Raw genomic sequence first — 21,600 nt, forward strand, 5'->3', positions numbered from 1 at the left:
AATTTTAATGTATCACTTGAAAAAATAAGAATTCAGTGCCATTTTAGCTGAAGTAGCACAATGAGCAGTCCATCTTGGATAGATTCAACAAAAATGCCGGAAAACCCCAGATCGGATCTTAATTCATGAAGTAATATTGTATCCTTATTTCCCATATCTGGACTATATACCTGTACGACATTTCATGTTAAACTAAGAATTTTTGGGGGAATAATAAACACTCACGAATGTCCAAGTCGCCAGGATCACATAAACAATTCGATTTTTCAGAAAAAGTACGCCTTTTGAATGTTAACATAATATTACGAATATTATGCTTACCACACAATGGGCCGGTTCACAATTATAATTACGGCCGGCATTTCCCCTTTTTCCAAAAGACCCCCCAACCAATTTTCGGGCCAATCTTCATGATATGCCTTGGGATTTAGCCATGCCTACACGCCTAGGGCATTGAAAAACCAAATGTGTCACATCCATTTGGATTAGAAGCTTCCCCTAAACGATAATCCCTTTACATTTAGCTACAAAAGGAATAGGGTTCAAAAAAAAAGTAAGGTTCGCATACTATTGTGTGAATTATCCTGTTTTGGTATTTTTAAATTTCAAAGTAACCACATGACAGTAGATTCTGCAATCCTTCAACATGCCGCCATCCCATTCGCCGTTATTGATTCTGAATCGCACATTATTGATCATTCGTCAAAATGGGTTGAAATGTTCGGTCAAGGCCCACATATTATCGGAAAAAATTTTTACGAGGTCATGCCAGGTGTTCCCGATGAATTAAAATTGGACATTACACAATGTATGGAGGGAGAGGGGCATAGATCCGGGACGAAAAGAACTGTCCTTGAAAGTGGTGATGCCAAATGGTATGATTGGAAGGTAAGCCCTATTAAACCACAAGACGGTACCAAGACCAATGTACTGGTCATCATGGAGGATGTTACACATAAAAGGTTGGAAGAGGAACTATTGGCCAAATCCCAACAAGTGGCCAGAATTGGTGGCTGGGAGGTAGATTTGATAAAAAACTCCATTTATTGGTCAAAGATCACCAAAGAAATCCATGAGGTACCCGACGATTTTATTCCCGATCTGACGACGGGAATATCCTTTTATAAAGAAGGCCATAGCCGTAATACCATCACCAAATTGGTCAATGACGGAATTGAAATGGGCAAAAATTGGGATACAGAACTACAAATAGTCACTGCCAAGGGAAACAACCTTTGGGTCAGGGCCATCGGTGAACCAGAAATGGTAAATGGTATATGTGTGCGGATTGTCGGCACTTTTCAAGATATAGACAAACGCAAGAAAACACAGTTGCAATTGTTGAAAAGCGAGGAGTCACTTAAGGGTACTTTGGACAACTCCTGTATTGGAATGGCATTGGTCGCAATGGATGGCCGGTTCATGGATGTCAACCTAAGCCTTTGCCAGAGCCTCGGCTACACAAAGAACGAGCTTTTGGATCTAACATTTCAGGATATTACACATCCGGAAGACCTTGAAATTGATCTTGCCCTTTTGACCGAATTGGTAAAAGGCCGAAGAAGTACCTATCAAATTGAAAAACGATATTTTGACAAGGATGGACAAACGGTCCATGTGATACTGACTGTTACCGCAGCACGGGACATTGCTGGTGAGATATCGCATTTTATATCGCAAATTGTGGACATTTCACCCAGAATAAAGGCAGAAAAAAAATTGAAGGGACTTTTGGAACTTACAACGAATCAAAACAACAGTTTGATGAATTTCGCCTATATCGTGTCCCACAACCTACGTTCCCATGCAGCAAATTTGACCATGATAAGTAATTTTTTAATGGACGAATCCTTGGATGATGAAATCCGTGCTGATAGCTTGGAACTCTTGGGAAAGGCCTCCAAAAGCTTGAACGAGACCATTTCCCATTTAAACGAGGTAGTACAGGTGAAACTGGAAACGGGCAAAAAAATGAGGTCCGTCCAACTTCACGATATCGTAGAAAAAGTATTGTTGGATATACATGCACTGATCGAAGAAAACATGGTGAAAGTCCAAACCGATATCCCCAAGCAACTCCATGTCAATGGGGTTATGGCATATCTGGAAAGCATTATGCTAAATTTGGTGACCAATGCAATAAAATATAAGGATACAAAAAAGAGCGCCCCAACACTAAATATTTCTGCCAAAGAACAGGAAGATACCGTGGTCATAAAAGTTGAGGACAACGGGTTGGGCATCGATTTGGACAAATTTGGGACGAAGCTATTTGGCATGTACAAAACCTTTCATGGCAACGGAGATGCCAAGGGCATTGGGCTTTTCATCACCAAAAATCAAATTGAGGCCATGGGCGGAAAAATTTCCGTAGTGAGCGAACCCTTGATCGGAACAACCTTCAAAGTTACATTACCAAAAAAATAATATAAAATGAATTTTGATATAGCCTTTATCGTCGATGATGACCCCATTCACCAATTTGGGATGAAAGTTTTATTGAAGAAAGTAAAACTCTCCAAAGAAATTTTGGTTTACCATAATGGACAGGAAGCCATCGATGCCCTATTGGATCTGATGGAAAAAGGTGGGGAATTACCATCGATCATCTTCCTTGATTTGAATATGCCCATTAAGGATGGTTGGGGATTCTTGGATGATTTTGTAAAAATCCCGCACAACAACAGGAGAAAAGTGGTTGTATATGTCGTAAGTTCTTCCATAAATCCTACGGACCAGGAAAGGGCAAAAGAATATGAAGTCGTCAGTAATTATATGGTAAAACCCATCCATGAAAACCAATTAACAGAGGTTTTGGAGGAGTTGGGTCTTATAGGCAGTTAAACTAAAGAAAAACTTAAAAAAAGCCCCGAGAAGGGGCTTTTTGGTTTTATGGCGATGGGATTTCCTATAGCTGAGCAGTTCCGGTTACAGTGACATTTGCGCTTAGCTGTAAGGCCGATGTAACATTAATAGCTCCGAGGTCCAGACCGGTAGCGGACTCCACTTCCAATTGTGAGTTGAAATAAAACTGGTCACCATCTTGGGCATAGGACACAAAGATGAGTTCATACTCTCCCTCGGCCAAAAAGTTAAGGCTATAGGAGTTATTGATTCCACTTGCTTCTGCACTGGTAACGGCATTGGCGAACCTTATGTTGCTTTCACCCTGCCCCTGGGTCTCCACTTCCGCATTGTATGTGCCTTTTTTGTAAGCATATACCACAATCTTATCGGATGTATTTTGGGAATCGTTGATTGTACCTGAAATCTCTCCCGTTGCTTCCCTGTTCACGGTCCTTATACCTGCGGAAAGTTCAGAAAACGTCACAAAATTGAAGTCCGATTCCAAAGTTCCCTGTTCTTCCTTAATGGTCTTTCGCAGATCAAAATCGATAATGATTTCATTGGTGTTGGTTGCAAAGACTTCAAATGTGTTTGACACATTAATGTTTTCCGATGTTGACTCGATTTTATCTTTTTGCCCATCGGCCATCTCAACATAGCAACCTGGGACATTACCATCTACATCGGTGTCATAGTCCAATACCAATTCCATATTGCTATATGAACCAGCATCCATTTGTAGATTCCCCAAGGTCATGGTCTGTCCGTTGACCAGGGCCGAGAGATCAAAGGTGATCTTATTGAAGCCCTCAAGGGAGGTGCCGTCCACCTTAATATCGGCGACCGTTACAAAAACGGCCTCCACATTGGAGTTATCGATTGGGGCATCAGTCATTTTAAAGGTTGTTGTGTACGATTCCTTTTCTGTGTTTTCACTTCCATTGTCATCACTGCAGGAACATACCAATAGTGCTGTTCCAAAGACAATTCCTGTGTTTTTCAAAAAGGTTTTCATGAGATTTTTAATTTTTCGGGGTTAATAAATCCTTTGTATATGGAACAGATGAAGAAAGAAATACCCTACTCTTTTTTTATGTCTTGATCCGTATTTTTTTGGGGAGTTGCTGGTCATCAGTTAATTACACCTCTCCTTTTTTTATAAAATCCGTTGTCCTTGGTTAACATATCGTCCTAGATTGGTCCTCTGGACATTTTCAATTTATGTAAACAGATCCCTAAGCTATATAATCTGCCTTTACCTGATAGAATCGTTATATATCTATGGATCATTTAGCTGTAAGAATCGATTTCGGATTACTTCCCTTAAAAGAGCCTTCCGGAAAAGTTTGACAAACCATAAAAACCATAATGGAAAATACCCATATACGATTGCTCATAAATCATTGATGATGACACTGTCATTTCAATGATGCATCCCTTCATACCAAATAAGATTGGGGTTTCGAATGAAACAAAGACTTACACGGACCCCTCAAGGGCGTTAGACAATCTCGGCGTAGACCTGTTAGTTTTTGAACAAGAGTATATTTGCACTTGGATATCAACATGCCAGAAATGAGCGGATTTAGGTTTTTGGACATGGTTCGGCTTCACCAATACCCGAAATCCAAACTGGATATATTTATAATCACCTCCTCCACGCACCCCAAGGACTGGGAAAAGGGAATGGTTGGATATCTTGGAAGTTAGATGACAGAAAAAGTCTTTAGGGGAAATTTATAAGCGATGCAGATTAGTAACTATACTTAGATTTGAGGAACAACTTTTCCCAATTATCCGTCTGTATGCAAATAAAAAAGAGTTACACCTTAAAAAAATTGTAACTCTTTAATTTTCAAGTCGGGGTGGCAGGCCCATCCCTTGAAACATAAATAGTTGATTTTCATTATTTTACACCGTTAACTAAGACCAGTTAACCGAACCCTGAACCGTGTTCAAATCGGCACATCCAGAGGCAAAACTTATGGGAGTCTTACACCACTAATTTAGACATTTTTTATCAATCTTGATACCCCACTTTTATTAACTGATACTTTATCCGAAACATTACTATGATTGGAAACCCGGACATTGTCTACCACCCTCACCGAATAAAATTGAGTACCATTGAACATGATGACCAATAATATGGCATCCAAATATTGGATGTTTCAAAAGTTCTCTTTTTTGGTGGTCCCAACCATCCGACTCATCTTAATTTGGGTATAAAAGGATAGTAGAAATTCTTTCAATGAGCCTGCTCAACGACTAAATGCTTCTATCAATACAGGAAGTTCTCATAGGTTGGAGTCTCATACCATTATCATCATCAAAAAGTCATCTTAAAGCTTTCTATCTGACCTTTATCCTTTGAGTAGTATGCTTGGTAAAAGTCAAACTCTTTCCTACTATTTTCTTTACATTTTTTATCTATAATCTTCATAATTTGGAGTTTGGCGGAATTTGGTGTCTTTATGCCAAAAGTAATGGACTCCAAATCCTTGAAATCGTACCTTAATTTTCTGCTGTCCTTAGTGGAATAATCAATAAAATCCCCGTGGACCACCAATCGATATTCATTTTCATAAGACCATTCCCTAAGTTTTATCTTGAGACTGTCATTAAAATTTTTCCAGTATTCCTCCTGCCATTCCTCCTCTTTTTCGGGCGAATCAAAATGGGAAGCACAAACACTCTTGTTCCCATCGGGATCTTCATACCATAATTTGTCCAGTTCAATTTTGGGTAACCTGCCCATAGACCTGAAGAAATCGATTTCAACGTGCTTGTTATGGTACTCTATTTTCCGAAAAGTATGGGGTCTCATTCCAATGATTGGTCCAGAACCATATCCATATTCCGTATTCAAGTTCAATGCCAATTTACCCTCGTTCAATATGGGTTTGAATTTCAGGCAAACCCCTTTGTGATTATCCCCATAATGTCCCCAAACAGCAGAATTTTCATTGCTTTCAAGGAAAGAGGCAGAATACCAATCTGGATAAATATCATTCTCCAATTTCGTGACAAACCTGTTTGGAAATTCTGAAACCAGATAAAAAGCATTTGATTTACTTTCCCCTTCCCAGTGTTTGAACTCGATATGTAGTTTATTGGATTGGATATAGAGCCCAATGGTATTGAAAAAAATATCACTTTGACCCTTATTGTTTTCTTCTTCCAACTTATTGAACAATTCATGTAAAAAACCCGATTTCTCGATGACACTTTCAAATTGGCCCAGGTCTTGATGGTATTGCAATTTGTAGGTCAACTTGTGTTTATAATAGATTTCTGAGATGCTGTTTAGGAAAAAGGGATGGATGGTCTGCAGGTAGGACAACAGTTCGGAGCGTCGAATCGGTGTTCGTCTTTTGGACAATCTGATCGGCAATTCCCGGATAAATTTGGTCTTGAAGGTTTGATCGATAATTTCCTTCACCAAAAATTTCCTTTGCGGGGAGGCGTAGCGTAATAATCCGGATGAAACAACCAGATCATCATCCGTGATACTTTTGCTATCGTTCAATAGTATGGTCAAGACAAAAACTCTTTCCAAACTTTTGAGATAGTTAATGATCAAATTTTTCCAAACAATCCTGTCCCCTTTCCAGAAAACATCCCTCAAACCTTCCATTGGATCGTTCAATTCTTCTGGGGAAGCAAAATATATTTCCTGGTTTTCCAGTTCATTGTACTTGTCCAGTAAACATTCTATTGTCCTAAATCGATACATATAGTTGTTGGTTCTTGTTGAAGGATCGTGGGGAGCACCATATCTGGTCAGTTCAGCATCTCCTGGCTCAATTTAAGTGTATTTTAAATAATGGTCCATGAATTTTTCCTTGCTTATGGTTCTATTTTCAGAATAATAGTACAATTCATTTTCCTCCATCCCTTGTAAATTATCGATGAAAACTGGAAATTCCATTGTATCGACAAACTTCTTCCAATATTTCTTTATCAGTTTGATTTCCATAATGGTTTCCCGAATGGAACCATACTCAATGGCAATCTGGTTTCGAAACTTTTCCAGCCCGGTTTGACCATACCTTGTTTCATATACACAGGCTATGTAGTATCTGTATTGGACCTCGAACAAATAAAAGTTCTCAATCTGATTATCAAGGAACTTGAAGGTCATGGTGTTTTCATTTATGAGCTCGTACAGATTTTCCTCCGATTTCAGGTAGGCGATTTCATTACTCTTGGACACCTCTTCCATTAGGGCCCGAAAATCATAATCCTCGACATATACAAAGGATTTAGGGATGGATATCGTCAGCATATACCGATAGGTGAAAAGCTCTTTTTTGAGCATGGAATTCTTGGCCAAGGTATCTCCGTTCAGGATCCAGATCAAATTGTTCCTACCGTAGAACCGTTCTCTTTTTTCCACCTCCATCAGCTTCAACGGTGAATTTTGGACTTCAATGACAAGCCCATTGTCCAACAAAATATCAGCTCTATGGGATATCCCATTTTTCACTAGCGTAACCTCCCTATTCTTCACAGGAAATAGATTTTGCCAGGTCAAATGCCATTCCGAAATGGGTTCATGCCAATCATCACAATCGGTTCTTTTGTTTTTATAATGATACCAATGTTTGATGCGTTGTTCACCTTTTCGGCCTTTGACATTTGCCTTACAGATTTCACATACTGCAAGTTCACCAGAAAAACTGACCTCTATCTTTTCCTTTTTATCATTTAGTGCATATCTCATGGGTTTCCAAGATAGCTAACTTTAAAAATATGAATCTAAGAAACCTACCCGAGCTTTACCATTTTCGGTTCTCGAACAAATCGCTCATTTGATGACTCTAGCATAATACTTCCAGTTGCTGCTCTTGCTCACACTGCGGGCAGGTCGTTTGACCATCACAAAGTGGGGTTCATATTATTTTGGTGTCTCAGATCAATGGCCTAGGATAGACCCACCTCCAACAGCATAAATAATGGTATTTGATGCCAAATGAAATAGTTATGGTTATTTACTTGAATTTTTCTAACTGAACAATGACAGTTTCTCCTAAATAATCAATAGTATACTCCTGACCCATTTGAATTGGTTTATATTGTATTTTTGTATAAAAAAGTAAAGTACTACAAAACATTATATAATTAAGCTAAGCCTATATCGTGTTTTGAAAGAGTCTAATAATATAGACAATGAATCGAATCAAAGAGGTATTAAAAGAGCAAGGAAGAACACAAACCTGGTTGGCTGAAAAAATTGGTAAAAGCTACGTAATAGTAACAAATTATTGCAACAATAATGCTCAGCCAAGTATTCAAGTGCTAACTACTATTGCCGAAGTTTTAGACGTTGATATAAGAGCCTTATTAGTTCCAACAAAGGATGATAAAAAACTAAAATGAGCACACAATATAACATATTTAAAAACGGAAGTTGCTGGCTTAAAGCTGACTTTCATTTACACACAAATGCAGATGCTGAGTTTGCGTACAGTGGAGAGCAAAATGATTTCGGGCGGCAATATATTGAACAATTGCGAGCTCAAGAAATAGGTATTGGTGTAATCACTAATCATAACAAATTCGACAAAGGTGAATTTGTCTCTTTACGAAAAAGAGCTAAAAAGGAAGGGATAGGGCTATTTCCAGGTGTTGAGTTCTCATTAAAGGAGGGAATACACATCTTGATTGTTTTTGATGACGAATGGTACAAAGGAGAGACCGATCATATAAACAAGTTTATTGATAATGCCTTTTACGGTATAAACAATTATGACAAACCAAATTACCCAAATTCAAATTTCAATTTAAAAGAAGCTGTCGAGGCTTTAAATAAAATTGGCTTGGATTATTTTATTGTTTTAGCTCATATAGATGACACCAACGGACTATTTAAAGAGTTAAGAGGTAGAACTTTAGAGGATTTCATCAAACAAGAAGCATTTGAAAAAGTGCTGGCTGTCCAAAAAAGTGCCAACCTTGAGAATTACCAAAAACTTTGCAATTTTGCCAATAGAAAAGTTGCTTGTGTTGAAGGTTCTGACAATGCCCACGGAGGAATTGAAGCAATTGGTAATGGTCGAGTGACCTATATTAAAGTTGGTGATTTTAATTTTGAGGCACTTGAGTATGCCCTTACCGATTCAAATTATCGTGTATCACCAAAGGACAAACCGGAAATCAAGAACTCTTACATTAAGTCAATTTCTTTCGAAGGAGGGCTTTTAGATGAAACCAGTATCAATTTTTCCCCAGAACTGAATACCTTGATTGGAATACGGGGAAGTGGAAAATCTTCTATTCTAGAAATAATACGATATACACTAGGCATTCCTCTATCTGAAATTGCAGTTGACCCGCGCTACAAAGACGGACTCATTGAGCACGTAATGAAAAGTGGGGGAAAATCTATAATTACGCTTGTGAATGAGCATCAAGAGGAATATCGGATAGAGAAAATCTACGGGCAGAAAGAAGATATTTATAAAGATAATATCTTGCAACCTAATATTTCAATAGATGCCATTTTCGATCACCCCGTTTATTTTGGACAAAAGGATCTATCCAACAAGGATGCTGATTTTGAATCGGATCTAATTCAACGACTTATTGGAACCAGGCTAAGACCTGTACAATCAAGAATCAGTAATAAGAAAAGAGAAATCGAAAGTTTAATTTCCGATTTAAAAAAGTTACAGAATCTAAACTCCTTAAAAAAAGAAACAGAGACACTTATAGAGAATTCCAAACATCAGCTAAAGATTTATAAGGAGAAAGGTGTAGAAGAAAAGTTAAAACAACAGACACACTTTGATTCTGATATTTCCAAAATTACACAGTTCCATAGTGGTATTGCCAATTATGTACAAGATCTTAAAAGTTTAATCTCTGAACATGATTATTTTTTCCAGCAGGAAATTTCAGGCTCTGAACTAAACTCTGATTTGTTTGAGGAAATAGATCAGATAAAAATCGAGTTAAAAATTGAATTTGATAAAATCAAAAAAGTTCTGGAATCATCCAATGCCATCCAAGAGAAAGTTAAGGTAGTCCTCTCGAAAATCCATGGTAAAAAAGAAGGACTTAAGGAAGAGTTCGCCAAAATCAAGAGAGAAATCAATACGGACACCATTAATCCAGATAATTTTTTGAAACTTAATCGGCAGATTGAAACTGCCCGACTCAAGCTAAAGGAAATAGAGAAGTCAGAAGCAAAACGAACTGAGCTAAAACAGTCTCTGCAAAAATGTCTGTCTGACTTGAACAATTTTTGGTTGGAAGAATACAAACTTTTGAAAGCTGAAGTCGATAGGATTAATGATGCCGACAGCAAGTTAACCATTGAGGTGCTTTTCAAAGATAGAAGGGATAAATTCATGGATAGGCTCAAACAGGTGTTCAGGGGTTCTGGCATTAGAGAATCTGCTTACCATGAAATTGAGTCAACTTATAAGGATTTCATTGAGATATATAAAGATTCTTCCAAATTGAATAGCATATTAAATGAAAATCAGGTAGTGGAATTTAAGCGGAGATTTTCCGAATACCTTGACGACCTGTTAACCTACAAGGTGGATAATAAAATAATTATAAAGTATAATAATAAATCATTGGATAAACATTCCCTTGGTCAACGCGCATCTGCCCTAATTTTATTTCTTCTCGCTCAAAGAGAGAACAATGTATTAATCATTGATCAACCCGAGGACGATTTGGATAACCAAACCATCTATGATGAGGTTATAAAGGAATTAAAGAAGATCAAAGGAAATATGCAATTTATCTTTGCAACCCATAATGCAAACATACCAGTTTTGGGGGATAGTGAGAAAGTGATTGCTTGCAGCTATGACGAGAAAACAATGATGGCTCACTCAGGTACAATAGACAATCATCAAACTCAGCGTTACATTGTAGACATTATGGAAGGAGGTGATGAGGCATTTAATAGAAGAAAGAACATCTATAGTATTTGGAACATAGATAAAATTAGAAAATGAACGCAATCGAATTACTAGATATTATCAGTACAGGTGAAACCAGTAAAGTTCAATTTAAAGAAACTTTACCACATCCTGAAAGCATGTCGAGAGAAATCGTTGCCATGTCCAACTCACTTGGTGGAATGATATTACTTGGAATAAAAGACAAAACCGGAGAAGTTATTGGTTTGACTTCCGAACAAGTAGAATATGCTGATCGAAAGGTAGCTGAATTTGCTGACAATGTCAAACCACCGGTTTACCTTGCCACAGAGGTTGTCAAAGTGGAAGACAATGGCGTAGAGAAGAACATTTTAATCGTTCATACCAAAGAAGGAATAAATAAACCATATAAAACCCCACAAGGGGAAATTTATGTGAAACAAGGATCAAACAAAAGACTTTTAACTGACAACGCTGAAATCATGCGCCTTTTTCAAAGCAGTGGAAACTTGTTGGCAGATGAAATGGAAGTTCATGGAACCAGCATCCAGGATATTGACCAAAAAGCCTTCTCTGATTATTTTAAAAAAGAGTTTGGGAAATCCTTTGAAGAAAGAGGTCTTACTTACGAACAAGCATTAAAAGCTAAGAGAGTAATTAGGAACGATCAACTCACTTTGGCAGGACTTTTGTTTTTTGGGAAAGACCCTCAATCCGTTAAACCAGCTTTTACCATAAAAGCCGTTTCATTTTTTGGAAACAATATTGAGGGGAATCAATTCCGTAGTAAACCAAGGGATTTGACAGGTACAATTCCAGAGATATTTGGAAAGGCCATGAGTTTTTTGACGAGCAATCTCGATTCTCTGCAGACTGGGGAAAGTTTCAATGCCCAGGGAAAACTAGAGGTTTCTGAAATTTCTCTTGAGGAACTATTGCAAAATGCGCTCGTCCATAGAGATTATTTCAAAAATTCTCCTATCAGACTAATGATATTTGATGATAGGATAGAAATCATCAGTCCAGGCAAACTACCAAACAGTTTAACTGTCGAGGATATCAAATTTGGCAATCCAGTCATTCGAAACAATCAGCTAGTGGCATTCAGTACCCATACACTTCCTTTCAGTGGGCTGGGTTCTGGTATAATGCGAGCGCTTGAACAGGAGCCAAACATTGAATTAATCAATGACATTGAAGGTGAACAATTTATTGTGAAAATACCAAGACCAAAAAAAGAATAATATAGTTCAAAGAAACTGAAGAAAAATGGAACCATATACAAGGTTCTTTTTATAGTAATAACGATTTGGCCTAAAATAATTTGAGATCACAAATTCATTATCTAGAGTTGGTTTACCCCCCAATTTCCAATCAGGAATCTGAATGGCTCAAGGAAGATTTGGAATCGTTGGATTGGTTTAAAAGAAGTAAGATTTATTTTATCGGACAAAGGGCCGAATCGAAGTTTGTCTTTGAATCAGAATCGAAATTTCTATTAAAATTTAGGATTAGCGGGAAAATCGAATTCAGTTTCAAAATGGGAGAAAGAGATTCTTCTGGGAGTTTGGATCTTGCTAGGTTGTTCAAGTACTACAATCTTCCGCTAACTGACTTTGGAAACCTAGACGTAGAATTAGGAGATAAACTTATAAGGATTTGGAATACCAATGACGTTCCTGAAGTAATAGATTGGTTTACCACCGAAAAATTCCTTTATGACCTCTCTCGTAAAGTACCTTTTTTCTCAGGTTTTGAAAACTATAGGGAGTTTACAAAATATCGATTGCACTACATAGGTATTTCTGAAAAAAATGATAGTTTTAATCGACTTGTTGTCAAACCACATGATAAAAGATTAAGGATATTGTCCAATGAATTTCCTCAAAACTTTGGTTCTCGAATTACCGATGAGATAGTCTTGTTTTTCTTTGATATCAAATCATTAGAAATCAAACAATATCAATATCCAACTGATTTTAATGAGATCGGCAAGAATGAATTGGAGAATAGATTAAGGATTTTCAAAGATGCAGAAAGAGCATTCGTCCGAATATTGGACACCGATTATAATGAGGTTAAATTCAAGAACTATCCTAATTATATGAATTCATTGTTCAATTCCACAGTCGAACGATATTCCTTCTCCATCAATGAAGATATTGAATTTGTGACCGATAAAACCACAATTTATGGGGACCGCGATTTATATGGTCTAACCGGAGCCTATGCTGATTTCATTTTTGTAAATAAGGATGATGGTACTGTAGAATTGGTGAAAATGAAAAATCAAGGTTGAAATTAATGCCGACTGGAATGTGGAATATCACACATAAATGTCAATGTCCGGTAAAGATTAAATAGTATCCTTTTCATTGGAAAATAACATTGATTTTTTAAAAGATTTTGGAGGCCACCCTTATATATATAGATTCAGGGGTAATGCTGTAAGGACCCTATCTGAACTAGAGGAGGGTTACGTCTATTTTGCCAATAGAAATGAACTCAATGACCCTTTTGATTCTAATCCTGGAATGGTAAGCGTAACAAAGGATACCTGTGAATTGGAGCAGTTCTACAACTTCATGGCAGGCACATTTCCAAACGAGTTTACCAAAACAGATTTTCTTAAAAATTATTCCCCAGTCACCCTTCGGGATTTCATGGTTGAAAAACTAGAATTTTATATTCTACATTATGGCATTGTCTGTTTTTCTATGCAATTGGCCAATTACCCTTTATGGGCCAATTACGCAGATAACCACTCAGGATTGTGTCTTCAATTCAATATTGAAAAGGACATCAGATTGTTCCGAGGTGGTGATCTTCGCCCCATTGAGTATGTTTCCGAGCCAAATCGATTTACTTTCAACCCGCATCCCAATTGGGATACTTTGACGAAACTATTTTTTCAAAAGACATTAGACTGGAATTATGAAAGGGAAATCCGTTTGGTAAAGGTTTTTACGGGCAGGCATTATTTCCATAAAAAAGCTTTGGAAAAGGTCATTTTAGGGTACAGATGCCAACCTGAATTTATCAATAAAGTTAAAGAAATTGTAAAAGCAAACTACCCGGAAACCCATTTGTTCAAAATGATGGAGCCCAAAGAGTTCAACAAAATCTCATTAATTCCAATGTGAAATACAGTTTAGTCATTTGCCATATCGTCTATTTACGATATTGGTAAATAAAATATAAAACAACGGACAAAAAAAGAGGTTACCCCCTTTTCCTTCTAGTTTCCATGTTCTTGGTTTGAAAAGCTGGAAATATTATAACTCCTTCGTTGGGCCAAATTGACCCAAAAAATATATTAACAAGCGTTTTAACATAAATCTTCTGGGACTAGACTTGTGATGGTCATAAATTCCACTTTATATTTATTCCAATATCAACCTTTCCTTTCTAAAAGGTGCAAGTTTAGAAGAAATGGAATTGGACATAAACCTTTATAAATCAAACCTCTTTCTTTAATAGTTGGTTCACTTCATCCAAGAACTCCCCTTCTTCAAAAGGCAAAAGTTGTGTGACCAATTCCAAGGTTTTACGGATATCCTCTCCCGGCTGTTTTACATGCGGTGGGGAATATGGCTCCCCTTGGGTTGCCAAGATGCATACATTGATTAAAGCCTCTATAGTATCGAAAAGATCCAAGTATCCATCCAATAAAACAAAGGATGGTCTGAACTTACCTTTTTGTAGATTGGTAGGCTCCAGTACCTCCAACTTATATCTTGCGGATTTCATTAGTTTCTTCAATTCCTTTTTACTCTTTTTCATAGCTATCCCATTATTTGTTGTTTTAGCATTCAGTCCTCCTATTTAGGTTTCTTTTCTCCCCTATAGAACTCGTTCAAATGATCCATCAAAGCTTCTTCACCGACTGGCATCAAACGGTTGGCAATGGTCATCGCCTGATGGATGAATTCCTCCTCGTTCCTTTCCATTATATCGTCCGAACCCAATTCGGGGTTTATTGCCCTCATGGAAAGGTATATCAATGCACGAACGGTCAATAATAAATCGGCGTGGCCGTCAAGATAAAAGAACGTGGGTTGGAACTTGTCCTTGAACCATGGATGGGGAACCAGGGTCGGGTCATGGTCGTTCCCATGGAATCTTAATTTCTTTATGAGTTTTTCTTCGTTTAGGTTAATAGATTCATTTTTTGATTTCATACTGAGTTTTTGGTGTTAATCATTGGATGGAGTTTCTGAAAGCAATTGCCTCACCTCATCTAGAAATTCCATTTCATCATAGGGCATGAGGTCAAGAATATGACCCATTGTGTCAGCTATGACAATATCAGGTTCTTGTAACCATTTTGAGGCACCATGGGGATATTCAATGGACATCATGCATACCTTAATCAGATTGGTGATCAACAACATGGTTTCTTGGTATCCGCCGTTAATCAACTTAAGACTGTAGTTCTCCTCTCTTTCTTTGGAAGGATCCAACGTTCCACAATATTTCCATTCCAATTCCCTAAGCCTCTGCAATAAAGAGTGTTGTTTTAGATTGATATCGCTCTTTGATGGCAGGGATTCTTTCAGGGTTGACTGACTTCGTCCTTCAATCCTCCCTTGGCATTTTTCCAATTCAGCAGGGATGTATTCCTCTAATTTTAGGATGAACATATCCACAGCTCCTTTTATCAAATCGACCTGTTCCTCCTCTATTATAAAGTCTTTGGAATACCTGCTCTTTATATAGGATTTGTCTAGTTTGTTCAGTAACCGGATATCTTCTTCAATGTCTTGGGGGAAAATTTCCCCGAAAGCACTGCTAAAATCACCAATAAAGTTTTGATGCTCCCTTATGGAATGCCCTTTGTGGGTGTGGCCCAAAAAGAAATGCTCGGCCAACCGATATCCCATTTCCAAGGTTTGATGGAGCATAAAGCCCGCTAACTCAAAGTTTCCCTCATCCATGAACGGTATAGCCCCTTTTCTAAATGCCCTCACCTTTTCAATCTCTTTCTCGTAATATGCCTTCGAACTATTAAGGACCCTTGGTAGAACTTCTTCGTCGAACGGGGCTAGACGCCTATCATCAAAACAGGTATATATCATGTTTTCCCTATTACAATTGTTGACAAAAAAGGTAGTGCCTGCTGACTCTTGCTCCCCAATCTGGGTGGGCGTAAAGTAACTCACAACACAATCGGGATACATACCGAAAAATACTTTCAGGAACTGTTCCTTCTCTTCCCGAAACCTATTGGCATAATCTCCCGTCACGATTGTGAACCAATATTTATAGGGTTGTAGTTCCCCACCAATGGTCAGATAGATATGGTTGGTATCCACCTTTTCGACCACCCTGGACACAATTTCCCTAATTTCGTCCGGGTTGTTCGTCCCTTCCAAGTTAAATGTGCGTTGATCCATAATTTATTGTTTTACCTAAAGCAACGACATTGTTCCTGTGTACCCAACCATCCAAAGTTGTAACCAACCACAGCCATTGGTAATTTACCCGTATATTTAAATCTGGAATGTTTATTTTTGGGATATGGAGACAGTAAAAAAAAACAACCACATTGGAAGAAAGATTGGCCGCATCCGTGAGCTACGGGGCATGAAACAGGAAACCTTGGCAGAATTGTTAGGTATCAGCCAACAAAGTGTTTCCAAAATCGAACAGTCCGAGACCCTTGACACGGAACGTCTGGAAGCTGTCGCCAATGCCTTGGGGGTCACACCTGAAGCAATACAGAACTTTTCTGAAGAGTTGGCTATTAATTACTTCAACAATTTTTACGACAATAGTTTTAGCAATAGCCAAGGAACATTTCATCCAAATAATTGCACATTCAATCCCTTAGATAAAGTAGTTGAGCTTTATGAGCGTCTAGTTCAGGCTGAAAAAGATAAGGTAACTTACTTGGAAAAACTATTGGACAAGAAATAATCCAGTCTTAGAATCAGATTTTTTTATAATAAACTTTCAAAAAAGCTACCGGAAGGTATTGAATTGCTTCAAGCGTCCCAAATTCTTACCCTTTAACTTATACTATTAGCAAGGTAAAATATACCCTATCTTTCATTTCCCCAGAAGCATAACTTGATTTTACTGCTCACTTATCTTTTCTTAACACGAAAGATATAATTATCACTAATAATTTTTTGGTCAAATTGTTTCGAGATTTTAGTAGAAAAAATATATGAGCACAAATACTTCATCCTTTAAATCTTTATCTCACCTTTTATTTTGCAATGAGATCAAAATAGAAAGTATTCTGAAAATTGATTTGTAGGAAAATATATTTATCTTGTACATCTCCCCCTTACCATTAAAATTCTGAATAAATATAGCAGGAAACCAAATAAAGTTGGAATCCACGGATACTTGTAATGGCCACTAAATGTGTAAATCCGTAATCAAAATAATAATTATGATACTATTTTAAGCATTTCAACAAATTGAGAATATGGAAATAACCGATAAGCTACTAATAGAATTACAAAACCGACTTAAAGTTGGTAGCCGAAGGGGTGTTCATTTAAATGCGATAACAGGACGTTCACGGTATAAATTTGATCTGACTAGACTTTCCCATATTGATGAGAATCTACCGCAAAATTTTATTGATTCTTTACTTTCAGAATTGCCTTTGAAATTTAGGATAAGTTGGAAAGACAATGTGCCCGATTTAAATTCTCTCTTTGAGGAAGATCAAACACAACTGGTCCGAATTACAAAATCATTTGAAAACCTTATAAACCAAACCGAAGCAATTGAATCGGAAAAGGGAATAAATACTTTTGGATTTGGCTTCCCGATTCTTGTGCGCAGGGATCAATCGGACAATAAACTGACTGTTGCGCCAATTTTGATTTGGTCCTTAAGAATTAGAAGAACCAAAGAATTCAATACTTGGGAAATCTTAAGAAATGATGAAGACCCAATTTATATAAATGAGGTTTTAATAAATCATCTTCAAAATGATTCTAAAATTGAGATTGACCAAATCTCAAGCGAACATCTAGACGATGGATTAATCGACAGAAATGAACTACTGGATATCTGTGTAAACATTATTGTATCCATAAATAGTTCAACCCCAAATAACCTTCGAGAAACATTTGAACAAAAGTTGGATGACATAAAACCAATTTCTGACAAGAAATATTATGAAAAGCTGCCTTTAACATCGAACAATTCATTTATTGATTTCAGTGGTTTGTTTTCAATTTTTGAGGTTCAAAAACAAAACATCATAAATGACTATTCCAATTTATTAGATCTTAAAGGTGCAGAAATAGACCTTGAAGAAATGGATGAGCACTTTTTCCAACCAATATCTTCTATTGAAACCGATCCATCACAACAAGGTATTTTACATTCACTTAACTCTTCAAGAAATATATTGATTCAAGGGCCGCCAGGTACAGGAAAAAGTCAATCACTTACTGCCATATTGGTAAATGCCCTTGAAAACCACAAGAAAACCATTGTTGTTTGTGAAAAGCGCACAGCATTAGAAGTTTTATACAATGCACTAAACGAAAAAGGATTGAATTATCAAACAATCTTAATCAAAGATATTGTAAAAGATAGAAGAAATGCAGTTGACTCTGTTCGTGACAGAGTTGATAATTCAGCATATCGCAGATATAGATACACTCATTCAAAGGAAACTTTGGACAACATCATTGAGAAATCAAAATCTTTGATCGACACTATCAACAAACGACATCAAAAGTTAGGAGAAAAACTTATCGGTAATAAAAATTGGACAAATGTTGTTGGGTCCCTGTTGGCTGAACTTAAGGATAATTCTGAAGATTATGACCTTGATCTGAGTAAAGACATGTTCACTTATGAATCTGTTGAATTAAACACTTTGCTAGAACTAATTAGAAGAGGGCAAAACTTGTATAATGATTATAAACCTTACAGTGAATTATCGTTTCTCAATTCCTCAAAATTAGTTGGTGAAAATCCATTTATCATTGAGCAAAAAATCAATGAAGATTTCAATTCATACAAAACGAAATTAGAACTAGTCAACCGACAGATTCTAAAATATGAACAAGAGTTCTACAAAGTAAGAAAGGAACAATTGAATCAACAGGAAGTTGAAATTAAATCAATTACCGATTCACTTTTAAAAGTCCTTTCCAAGTACCATAAAAACGATGTCTTTTTCAATCAGGAGAAGACCAGAAGTTTTCTTTATAAAGCTTCATCCATTTTCTCCAAATCGAAAAAAGACACTCTTAATGACCAATTACTTGTTAATACACTTTATGCAGACTTAACAAATAAAATATCGAATTGTAAAGATTTTCCTGCCATCCCAACAGCATTAACTATTTCTGACAAAGAATTTAGCATTAAAACCTATCTCCAAGAAATTACTGCGACGAAAGACAATTTTCAGGATAAGATCGAGAAAGAGTATTCAAATCTTAATCTCTTACAATCAGTCGACAAAAAATTTGAAACAGAAACATTAGTCTCAATAAAGTCCACCCTCAATAATTTAAGATTATCAATAAATGAAGATAAATGGGTCAATCAATCTATAAAATCTGATAATCACAGTTCACTTATATCGAGTATAGAAAACATAATCATTTCCAAGAATACTTTTTTCAACAATGAAAATGATGTCTACTCACTAGAATTCAAGTGGTTCCAATATTACAATTCCCTTTCACAAGTAGAAAAACAAATAATCGACCAGCTGAGAAATAAAGAAAACTGGCGTAAGACGTTTTTGATTTACTATCTAAATTCCTTGCTCGTCAATTCAGCTAACATTGATTTACCAACAAATGATCTTGACCACATTGAATTAGGCCAATCTTTATCAGAACTTGAAAAAGAACAAATAAAATATATTAGGGAATATTGGTTTTCAAAACAAATTGATTCCACTAGAAGTTTTGATGTCAACAATCCGAACATCGCCGTAGAAAACCTCTACAATAAACGAGCAAGTAAAAACCATAAAAGACTATCCCTGCGAGAAATTGTAAAATTGGATATTGATTTGTTCACTACTTTCTTCCCTATAATTTTGACAACACCCGATGTGGCTAGCAATCTCTTTAAAGGCCAAAACAAATACTTTGACATTGTAATGTTTGATGAGGCAAGTCAATTAAAGTTAGAAGACAATCTACCTGCCTTATTGAAGGGTAAACAAATAGTCATAGCTGGAGATGAACACCAAATGCCTCCCTCCAACTATTTTAGCAAAATATTTGACGGCACAATTGAAGATGAAGATGAATTTGAAGATGAAATTGAACGTATCAAAAGTGATGCAAGTAATTCACTTTTAGATTGTGAATCACTATTAGACTTCGCATCTGAGTTAGGGTTTGACAAAAGACATTTGGATTTCCACTATCGATCTCGTCACCCCTACTTAATCGACTACTCAAATTTTGCATTTTATAATCAGAGATTAAAACCTCTACCAAATGACTTTGACTACATTCCTATCAAATACATAAATGTTAATGGGACTTATTCAGATAACTCAAATGATACAGAAGCAGAAACAGTTTTATCAATAATCGAAAATAATATATCACGACTGCCGAATGGTGAATATCCATCTGTTGGGGTTGCGACATTTAATATTAACCAAAGAAACTTAATCCTTAGTAAGATTAACGAAAGAAGAAAATTTGATCGATTTAGAGAGTTCAATGACAAAATAGTAGAACTTGAAGAAAATGGTTTCTTCGTCAAGAACTTAGAAAATATCCAAGGTGATGAAAGAGATGTCATTATCCTATCAACAACCTATGGTATTAATAAAGAAGGGAAATTTGCTCAACGTTTCGGCTCAATTAACCATCAAAAAGGCTACAAACTACTTAATGTCATCGTCACCAGAGCAAAATATAAGGTTTATGTATGTTCATCTATCCCGCAAGAAGTATTCTTAAACTACAAGGAGCACTTAATAGTAGAAGGATCAAATAATAGAAGAGGTGCATTTTATGCATATCTGGCATATGCAAAAGCTGTTAGTGAACAAGACAGTGATTCAAGATTGGCAGTTTTAAATGCTTTATCCGAAAACTCTTCGAAAAAAACTTCAATTGACAATTTCAATGATGAACTTGAATCACCTTTTGAAGAAGAAGTTTACGAAGCCCTAAGGGAACATTTTGAAGAGTCTCAAATAATTCCACAGCTCCAATTTGCAGGTTTTAGGATTGATTTGGCTTATGACACAAAAAAACCGGGAATACCAAAAATTGCAATTGAATGCGACGGTGCCGAATATCATTCAAGTCAAGAAGCCTATTTACATGATAGACATCGACAGAAGATTTTAGAGAGGCATGGTTTTGTTTTTCATAGAATATGGAGTACAAATTGGTGGCGAAATCCTAAGAAAGAAACACAGAAACTAGTTGAATTTATCAAGAGTATTGAAAACAGCAGTCCATCAATATTTGAAGACAAGTCCAAGACAGGATTAGCGTTTACTGATAACATAACAGTTATTGAAAACGAAATTGCCAAAAATTCTCCAGATTTAAAGAAAGACTTGAAAGAACGGATTGAAGTATTAAGTAAGAACGAGAAAGTTCAAACAGAATTATTCAAGGAAACCGTAGAACTCAATAGCAAAGTTAAAGTTAAGTACCTAAATATTGATAAAGACTTGAAAGTTCAGTTGGTCGAACAAGTCAATGGCAAAACCGATAAAATAAATGGAATTCAAAAGATTAATATCAAGTCTCCATTAGGCGTCGCACTCAAAGGTAGATCTGTTGGTGACACAGTCAGGATTGGAAGTTTAGATAAGTACGTAAGAATCCTAGAAATAGTTAAATAGCCCATTTAAAGTGGTGGTTTTACCATC

General features: G+C 36.6%; 15 protein-coding genes. 9 read left to right on the forward strand and 6 right to left on the reverse strand.

The genetic code is table 11. The features are described 5' to 3' along the window. Positions 1 to 618 precede the first annotated feature (618 nt). Both D2V05_RS06015 and D2V05_RS06020 read left to right on the forward strand, forming a co-directional pair. Positions 619 to 2,427, forward strand: coding sequence for a sensor histidine kinase (locus tag D2V05_RS06015; protein WP_119646703.1), 1,809 nt, complete (start codon positions 619 to 621; stop codon positions 2,425 to 2,427). Between the two features lie 6 nt (positions 2,428 to 2,433). After that, a complete protein-coding gene (locus D2V05_RS06020) occupies positions 2,434 to 2,844 on the forward strand; it encodes a response regulator (protein WP_119646705.1) in 411 nt (136 codons plus the stop codon). A 64-nt stretch (positions 2,845 to 2,908) separates the two neighbouring features. On the opposite strand, the gene D2V05_RS06025 is transcribed toward D2V05_RS06020, so the two are convergent. The 3 genes from D2V05_RS06025 to D2V05_RS06040 all read right to left on the reverse strand — a co-directional run bounded on the left by D2V05_RS06025 (position 2,909) and on the right by D2V05_RS06040 (position 7,573). Beyond that, a complete protein-coding gene (locus D2V05_RS06025) occupies positions 2,909 to 3,862 on the reverse strand; it encodes a DUF4382 domain-containing protein (RefSeq protein ID WP_119646706.1) in 954 nt (317 codons plus the stop codon). Between the two features lie 1,314 nt (positions 3,863 to 5,176). Then, complete coding sequence (locus tag D2V05_RS06035; RefSeq protein WP_119646710.1) at positions 5,177 to 6,583, reverse strand: DUF2971 domain-containing protein; 1,407 nt, start codon at positions 6,581 to 6,583, stop codon at positions 5,177 to 5,179. Between the two features lie 72 nt (positions 6,584 to 6,655). Beyond that, positions 6,656 to 7,573, reverse strand: coding sequence for a competence protein CoiA (locus D2V05_RS06040; protein WP_119646712.1), 918 nt, complete (start codon positions 7,571 to 7,573; stop codon positions 6,656 to 6,658). A gap of 446 nt (positions 7,574 to 8,019) precedes the next feature. Between D2V05_RS06040 and D2V05_RS06045 the strand changes: the two genes are divergently transcribed. The 5 genes from D2V05_RS06045 to D2V05_RS06065 all read left to right on the forward strand — a co-directional run bounded on the left by D2V05_RS06045 (position 8,020) and on the right by D2V05_RS06065 (position 13,894). Next, entirely contained in the window at positions 8,020 to 8,229 is a 210-nt protein-coding gene (locus tag D2V05_RS06045) for a helix-turn-helix domain-containing protein (protein ID WP_119646713.1), read from the forward strand. Continuing rightward, positions 8,226 to 10,826, forward strand: coding sequence for a TrlF family AAA-like ATPase (locus D2V05_RS06050; RefSeq protein ID WP_119646715.1), 2,601 nt, complete (start codon positions 8,226 to 8,228; stop codon positions 10,824 to 10,826). The genes D2V05_RS06045 and D2V05_RS06050 overlap by 4 nt, the downstream gene beginning before the upstream one ends. After that, positions 10,823 to 11,995, forward strand: a complete 1,173-nt coding sequence (locus tag D2V05_RS06055) for an RNA-binding domain-containing protein (protein ID WP_119646717.1) — start codon at positions 10,823 to 10,825, stop codon at positions 11,993 to 11,995. Before D2V05_RS06050 ends, D2V05_RS06055 begins: the two co-directional genes overlap by 4 nt. Positions 11,996 to 12,291: 296 nt before the next feature. Further along, positions 12,292 to 13,050 (forward strand): hypothetical protein, encoded by a 759-nt coding sequence (locus D2V05_RS06060; RefSeq protein WP_147378237.1) that lies wholly within the window; start codon positions 12,292 to 12,294, stop codon positions 13,048 to 13,050. Positions 13,051 to 13,126: 76 nt separating this feature from the next. After that, positions 13,127 to 13,894 (forward strand): DUF2971 domain-containing protein, encoded by a 768-nt coding sequence (locus D2V05_RS06065; protein WP_119646721.1) that lies wholly within the window; start codon positions 13,127 to 13,129, stop codon positions 13,892 to 13,894. Positions 13,895 to 14,210: 316 nt separating this feature from the next. On the opposite strand, the gene D2V05_RS06070 is transcribed toward D2V05_RS06065, so the two are convergent. The 3 genes from D2V05_RS06070 to D2V05_RS06080 are packed head-to-tail and all read right to left on the reverse strand — an operon-like array spanning position 14,211 to position 16,147. Continuing rightward, a complete protein-coding gene (locus D2V05_RS06070; RefSeq protein WP_235855403.1) occupies positions 14,211 to 14,534 on the reverse strand; it encodes a hypothetical protein in 324 nt (107 codons plus the stop codon). Positions 14,535 to 14,572: 38 nt separating this feature from the next. Then, positions 14,573 to 14,932, reverse strand: coding sequence for a hypothetical protein (locus D2V05_RS06075; RefSeq protein ID WP_119646722.1), 360 nt, complete (start codon positions 14,930 to 14,932; stop codon positions 14,573 to 14,575). Between the two features lie 15 nt (positions 14,933 to 14,947). Beyond that, a complete protein-coding gene (locus tag D2V05_RS06080) occupies positions 14,948 to 16,147 on the reverse strand; it encodes a HEPN domain-containing protein (protein ID WP_119646724.1) in 1,200 nt (399 codons plus the stop codon). 124 nt (positions 16,148 to 16,271) lie between these two features. Here D2V05_RS06080 and D2V05_RS06085 point away from each other — a divergent pair, with 124 nt between their 5' ends. Both D2V05_RS06085 and D2V05_RS06090 read left to right on the forward strand, forming a co-directional pair. Continuing rightward, positions 16,272 to 16,670 carry a helix-turn-helix domain-containing protein gene (locus D2V05_RS06085; RefSeq protein WP_119646726.1) on the forward strand — a complete coding sequence of 133 codons (399 nt, stop codon included), beginning with the start codon at positions 16,272 to 16,274 and terminating at the stop codon, positions 16,668 to 16,670. Between the two features lie 520 nt (positions 16,671 to 17,190). Then, positions 17,191 to 21,573, forward strand: coding sequence for an AAA domain-containing protein (locus D2V05_RS06090; protein ID WP_119646728.1), 4,383 nt, complete (start codon positions 17,191 to 17,193; stop codon positions 21,571 to 21,573). Positions 21,574 to 21,600 lie beyond the last annotated feature (27 nt).

Source organism: Flagellimonas pelagia, from assembly GCF_003584135.1.
GTDB classification, from domain to species: Bacteria; Bacteroidota; Bacteroidia; order Flavobacteriales; family Flavobacteriaceae; genus Flagellimonas; species Flagellimonas pelagia.

What these genes read in the sequence shown, in the direction of transcription:
- D2V05_RS06015 (WP_119646703.1), top strand. Translation starts at nt 619, where the DNA reads ATGACAGTAGATTCTGCAATCCTTCAACATGCCGCCATCCCATTCGCC.
- D2V05_RS06020 (WP_119646705.1), top strand. Translation starts at nt 2,434, where the DNA reads ATGAATTTTGATATAGCCTTTATCGTCGATGATGACCCCATTCACCAA.
- D2V05_RS06025 (WP_119646706.1), bottom strand. Translation starts at nt 3,862, where the DNA reads ATGAAAACCTTTTTGAAAAACACAGGAATTGTCTTTGGAACAGCACTA.
- D2V05_RS06035 (WP_119646710.1), bottom strand. Translation starts at nt 6,583, where the DNA reads ATGTATCGATTTAGGACAATAGAATGTTTACTGGACAAGTACAATGAA.
- D2V05_RS06040 (WP_119646712.1), bottom strand. Translation starts at nt 7,573, where the DNA reads ATGAGATATGCACTAAATGATAAAAAGGAAAAGATAGAGGTCAGTTTT.
- D2V05_RS06045 (WP_119646713.1), top strand. Translation starts at nt 8,020, where the DNA reads ATGAATCGAATCAAAGAGGTATTAAAAGAGCAAGGAAGAACACAAACC.
- D2V05_RS06050 (WP_119646715.1), top strand. Translation starts at nt 8,226, where the DNA reads ATGAGCACACAATATAACATATTTAAAAACGGAAGTTGCTGGCTTAAA.
- D2V05_RS06055 (WP_119646717.1), top strand. Translation starts at nt 10,823, where the DNA reads ATGAACGCAATCGAATTACTAGATATTATCAGTACAGGTGAAACCAGT.
- D2V05_RS06060 (WP_147378237.1), top strand. Translation starts at nt 12,292, where the DNA reads ATGGGAGAAAGAGATTCTTCTGGGAGTTTGGATCTTGCTAGGTTGTTC.
- D2V05_RS06070 (WP_235855403.1), bottom strand. Translation starts at nt 14,534, where the DNA reads ATGAAAAAGAGTAAAAAGGAATTGAAGAAACTAATGAAATCCGCAAGA.
- D2V05_RS06075 (WP_119646722.1), bottom strand. Translation starts at nt 14,932, where the DNA reads ATGAAATCAAAAAATGAATCTATTAACCTAAACGAAGAAAAACTCATA.
- D2V05_RS06080 (WP_119646724.1), bottom strand. Translation starts at nt 16,147, where the DNA reads ATGGATCAACGCACATTTAACTTGGAAGGGACGAACAACCCGGACGAA.
- D2V05_RS06085 (WP_119646726.1), top strand. Translation starts at nt 16,272, where the DNA reads ATGGAGACAGTAAAAAAAAACAACCACATTGGAAGAAAGATTGGCCGC.
- D2V05_RS06090 (WP_119646728.1), top strand. Translation starts at nt 17,191, where the DNA reads ATGGAAATAACCGATAAGCTACTAATAGAATTACAAAACCGACTTAAA.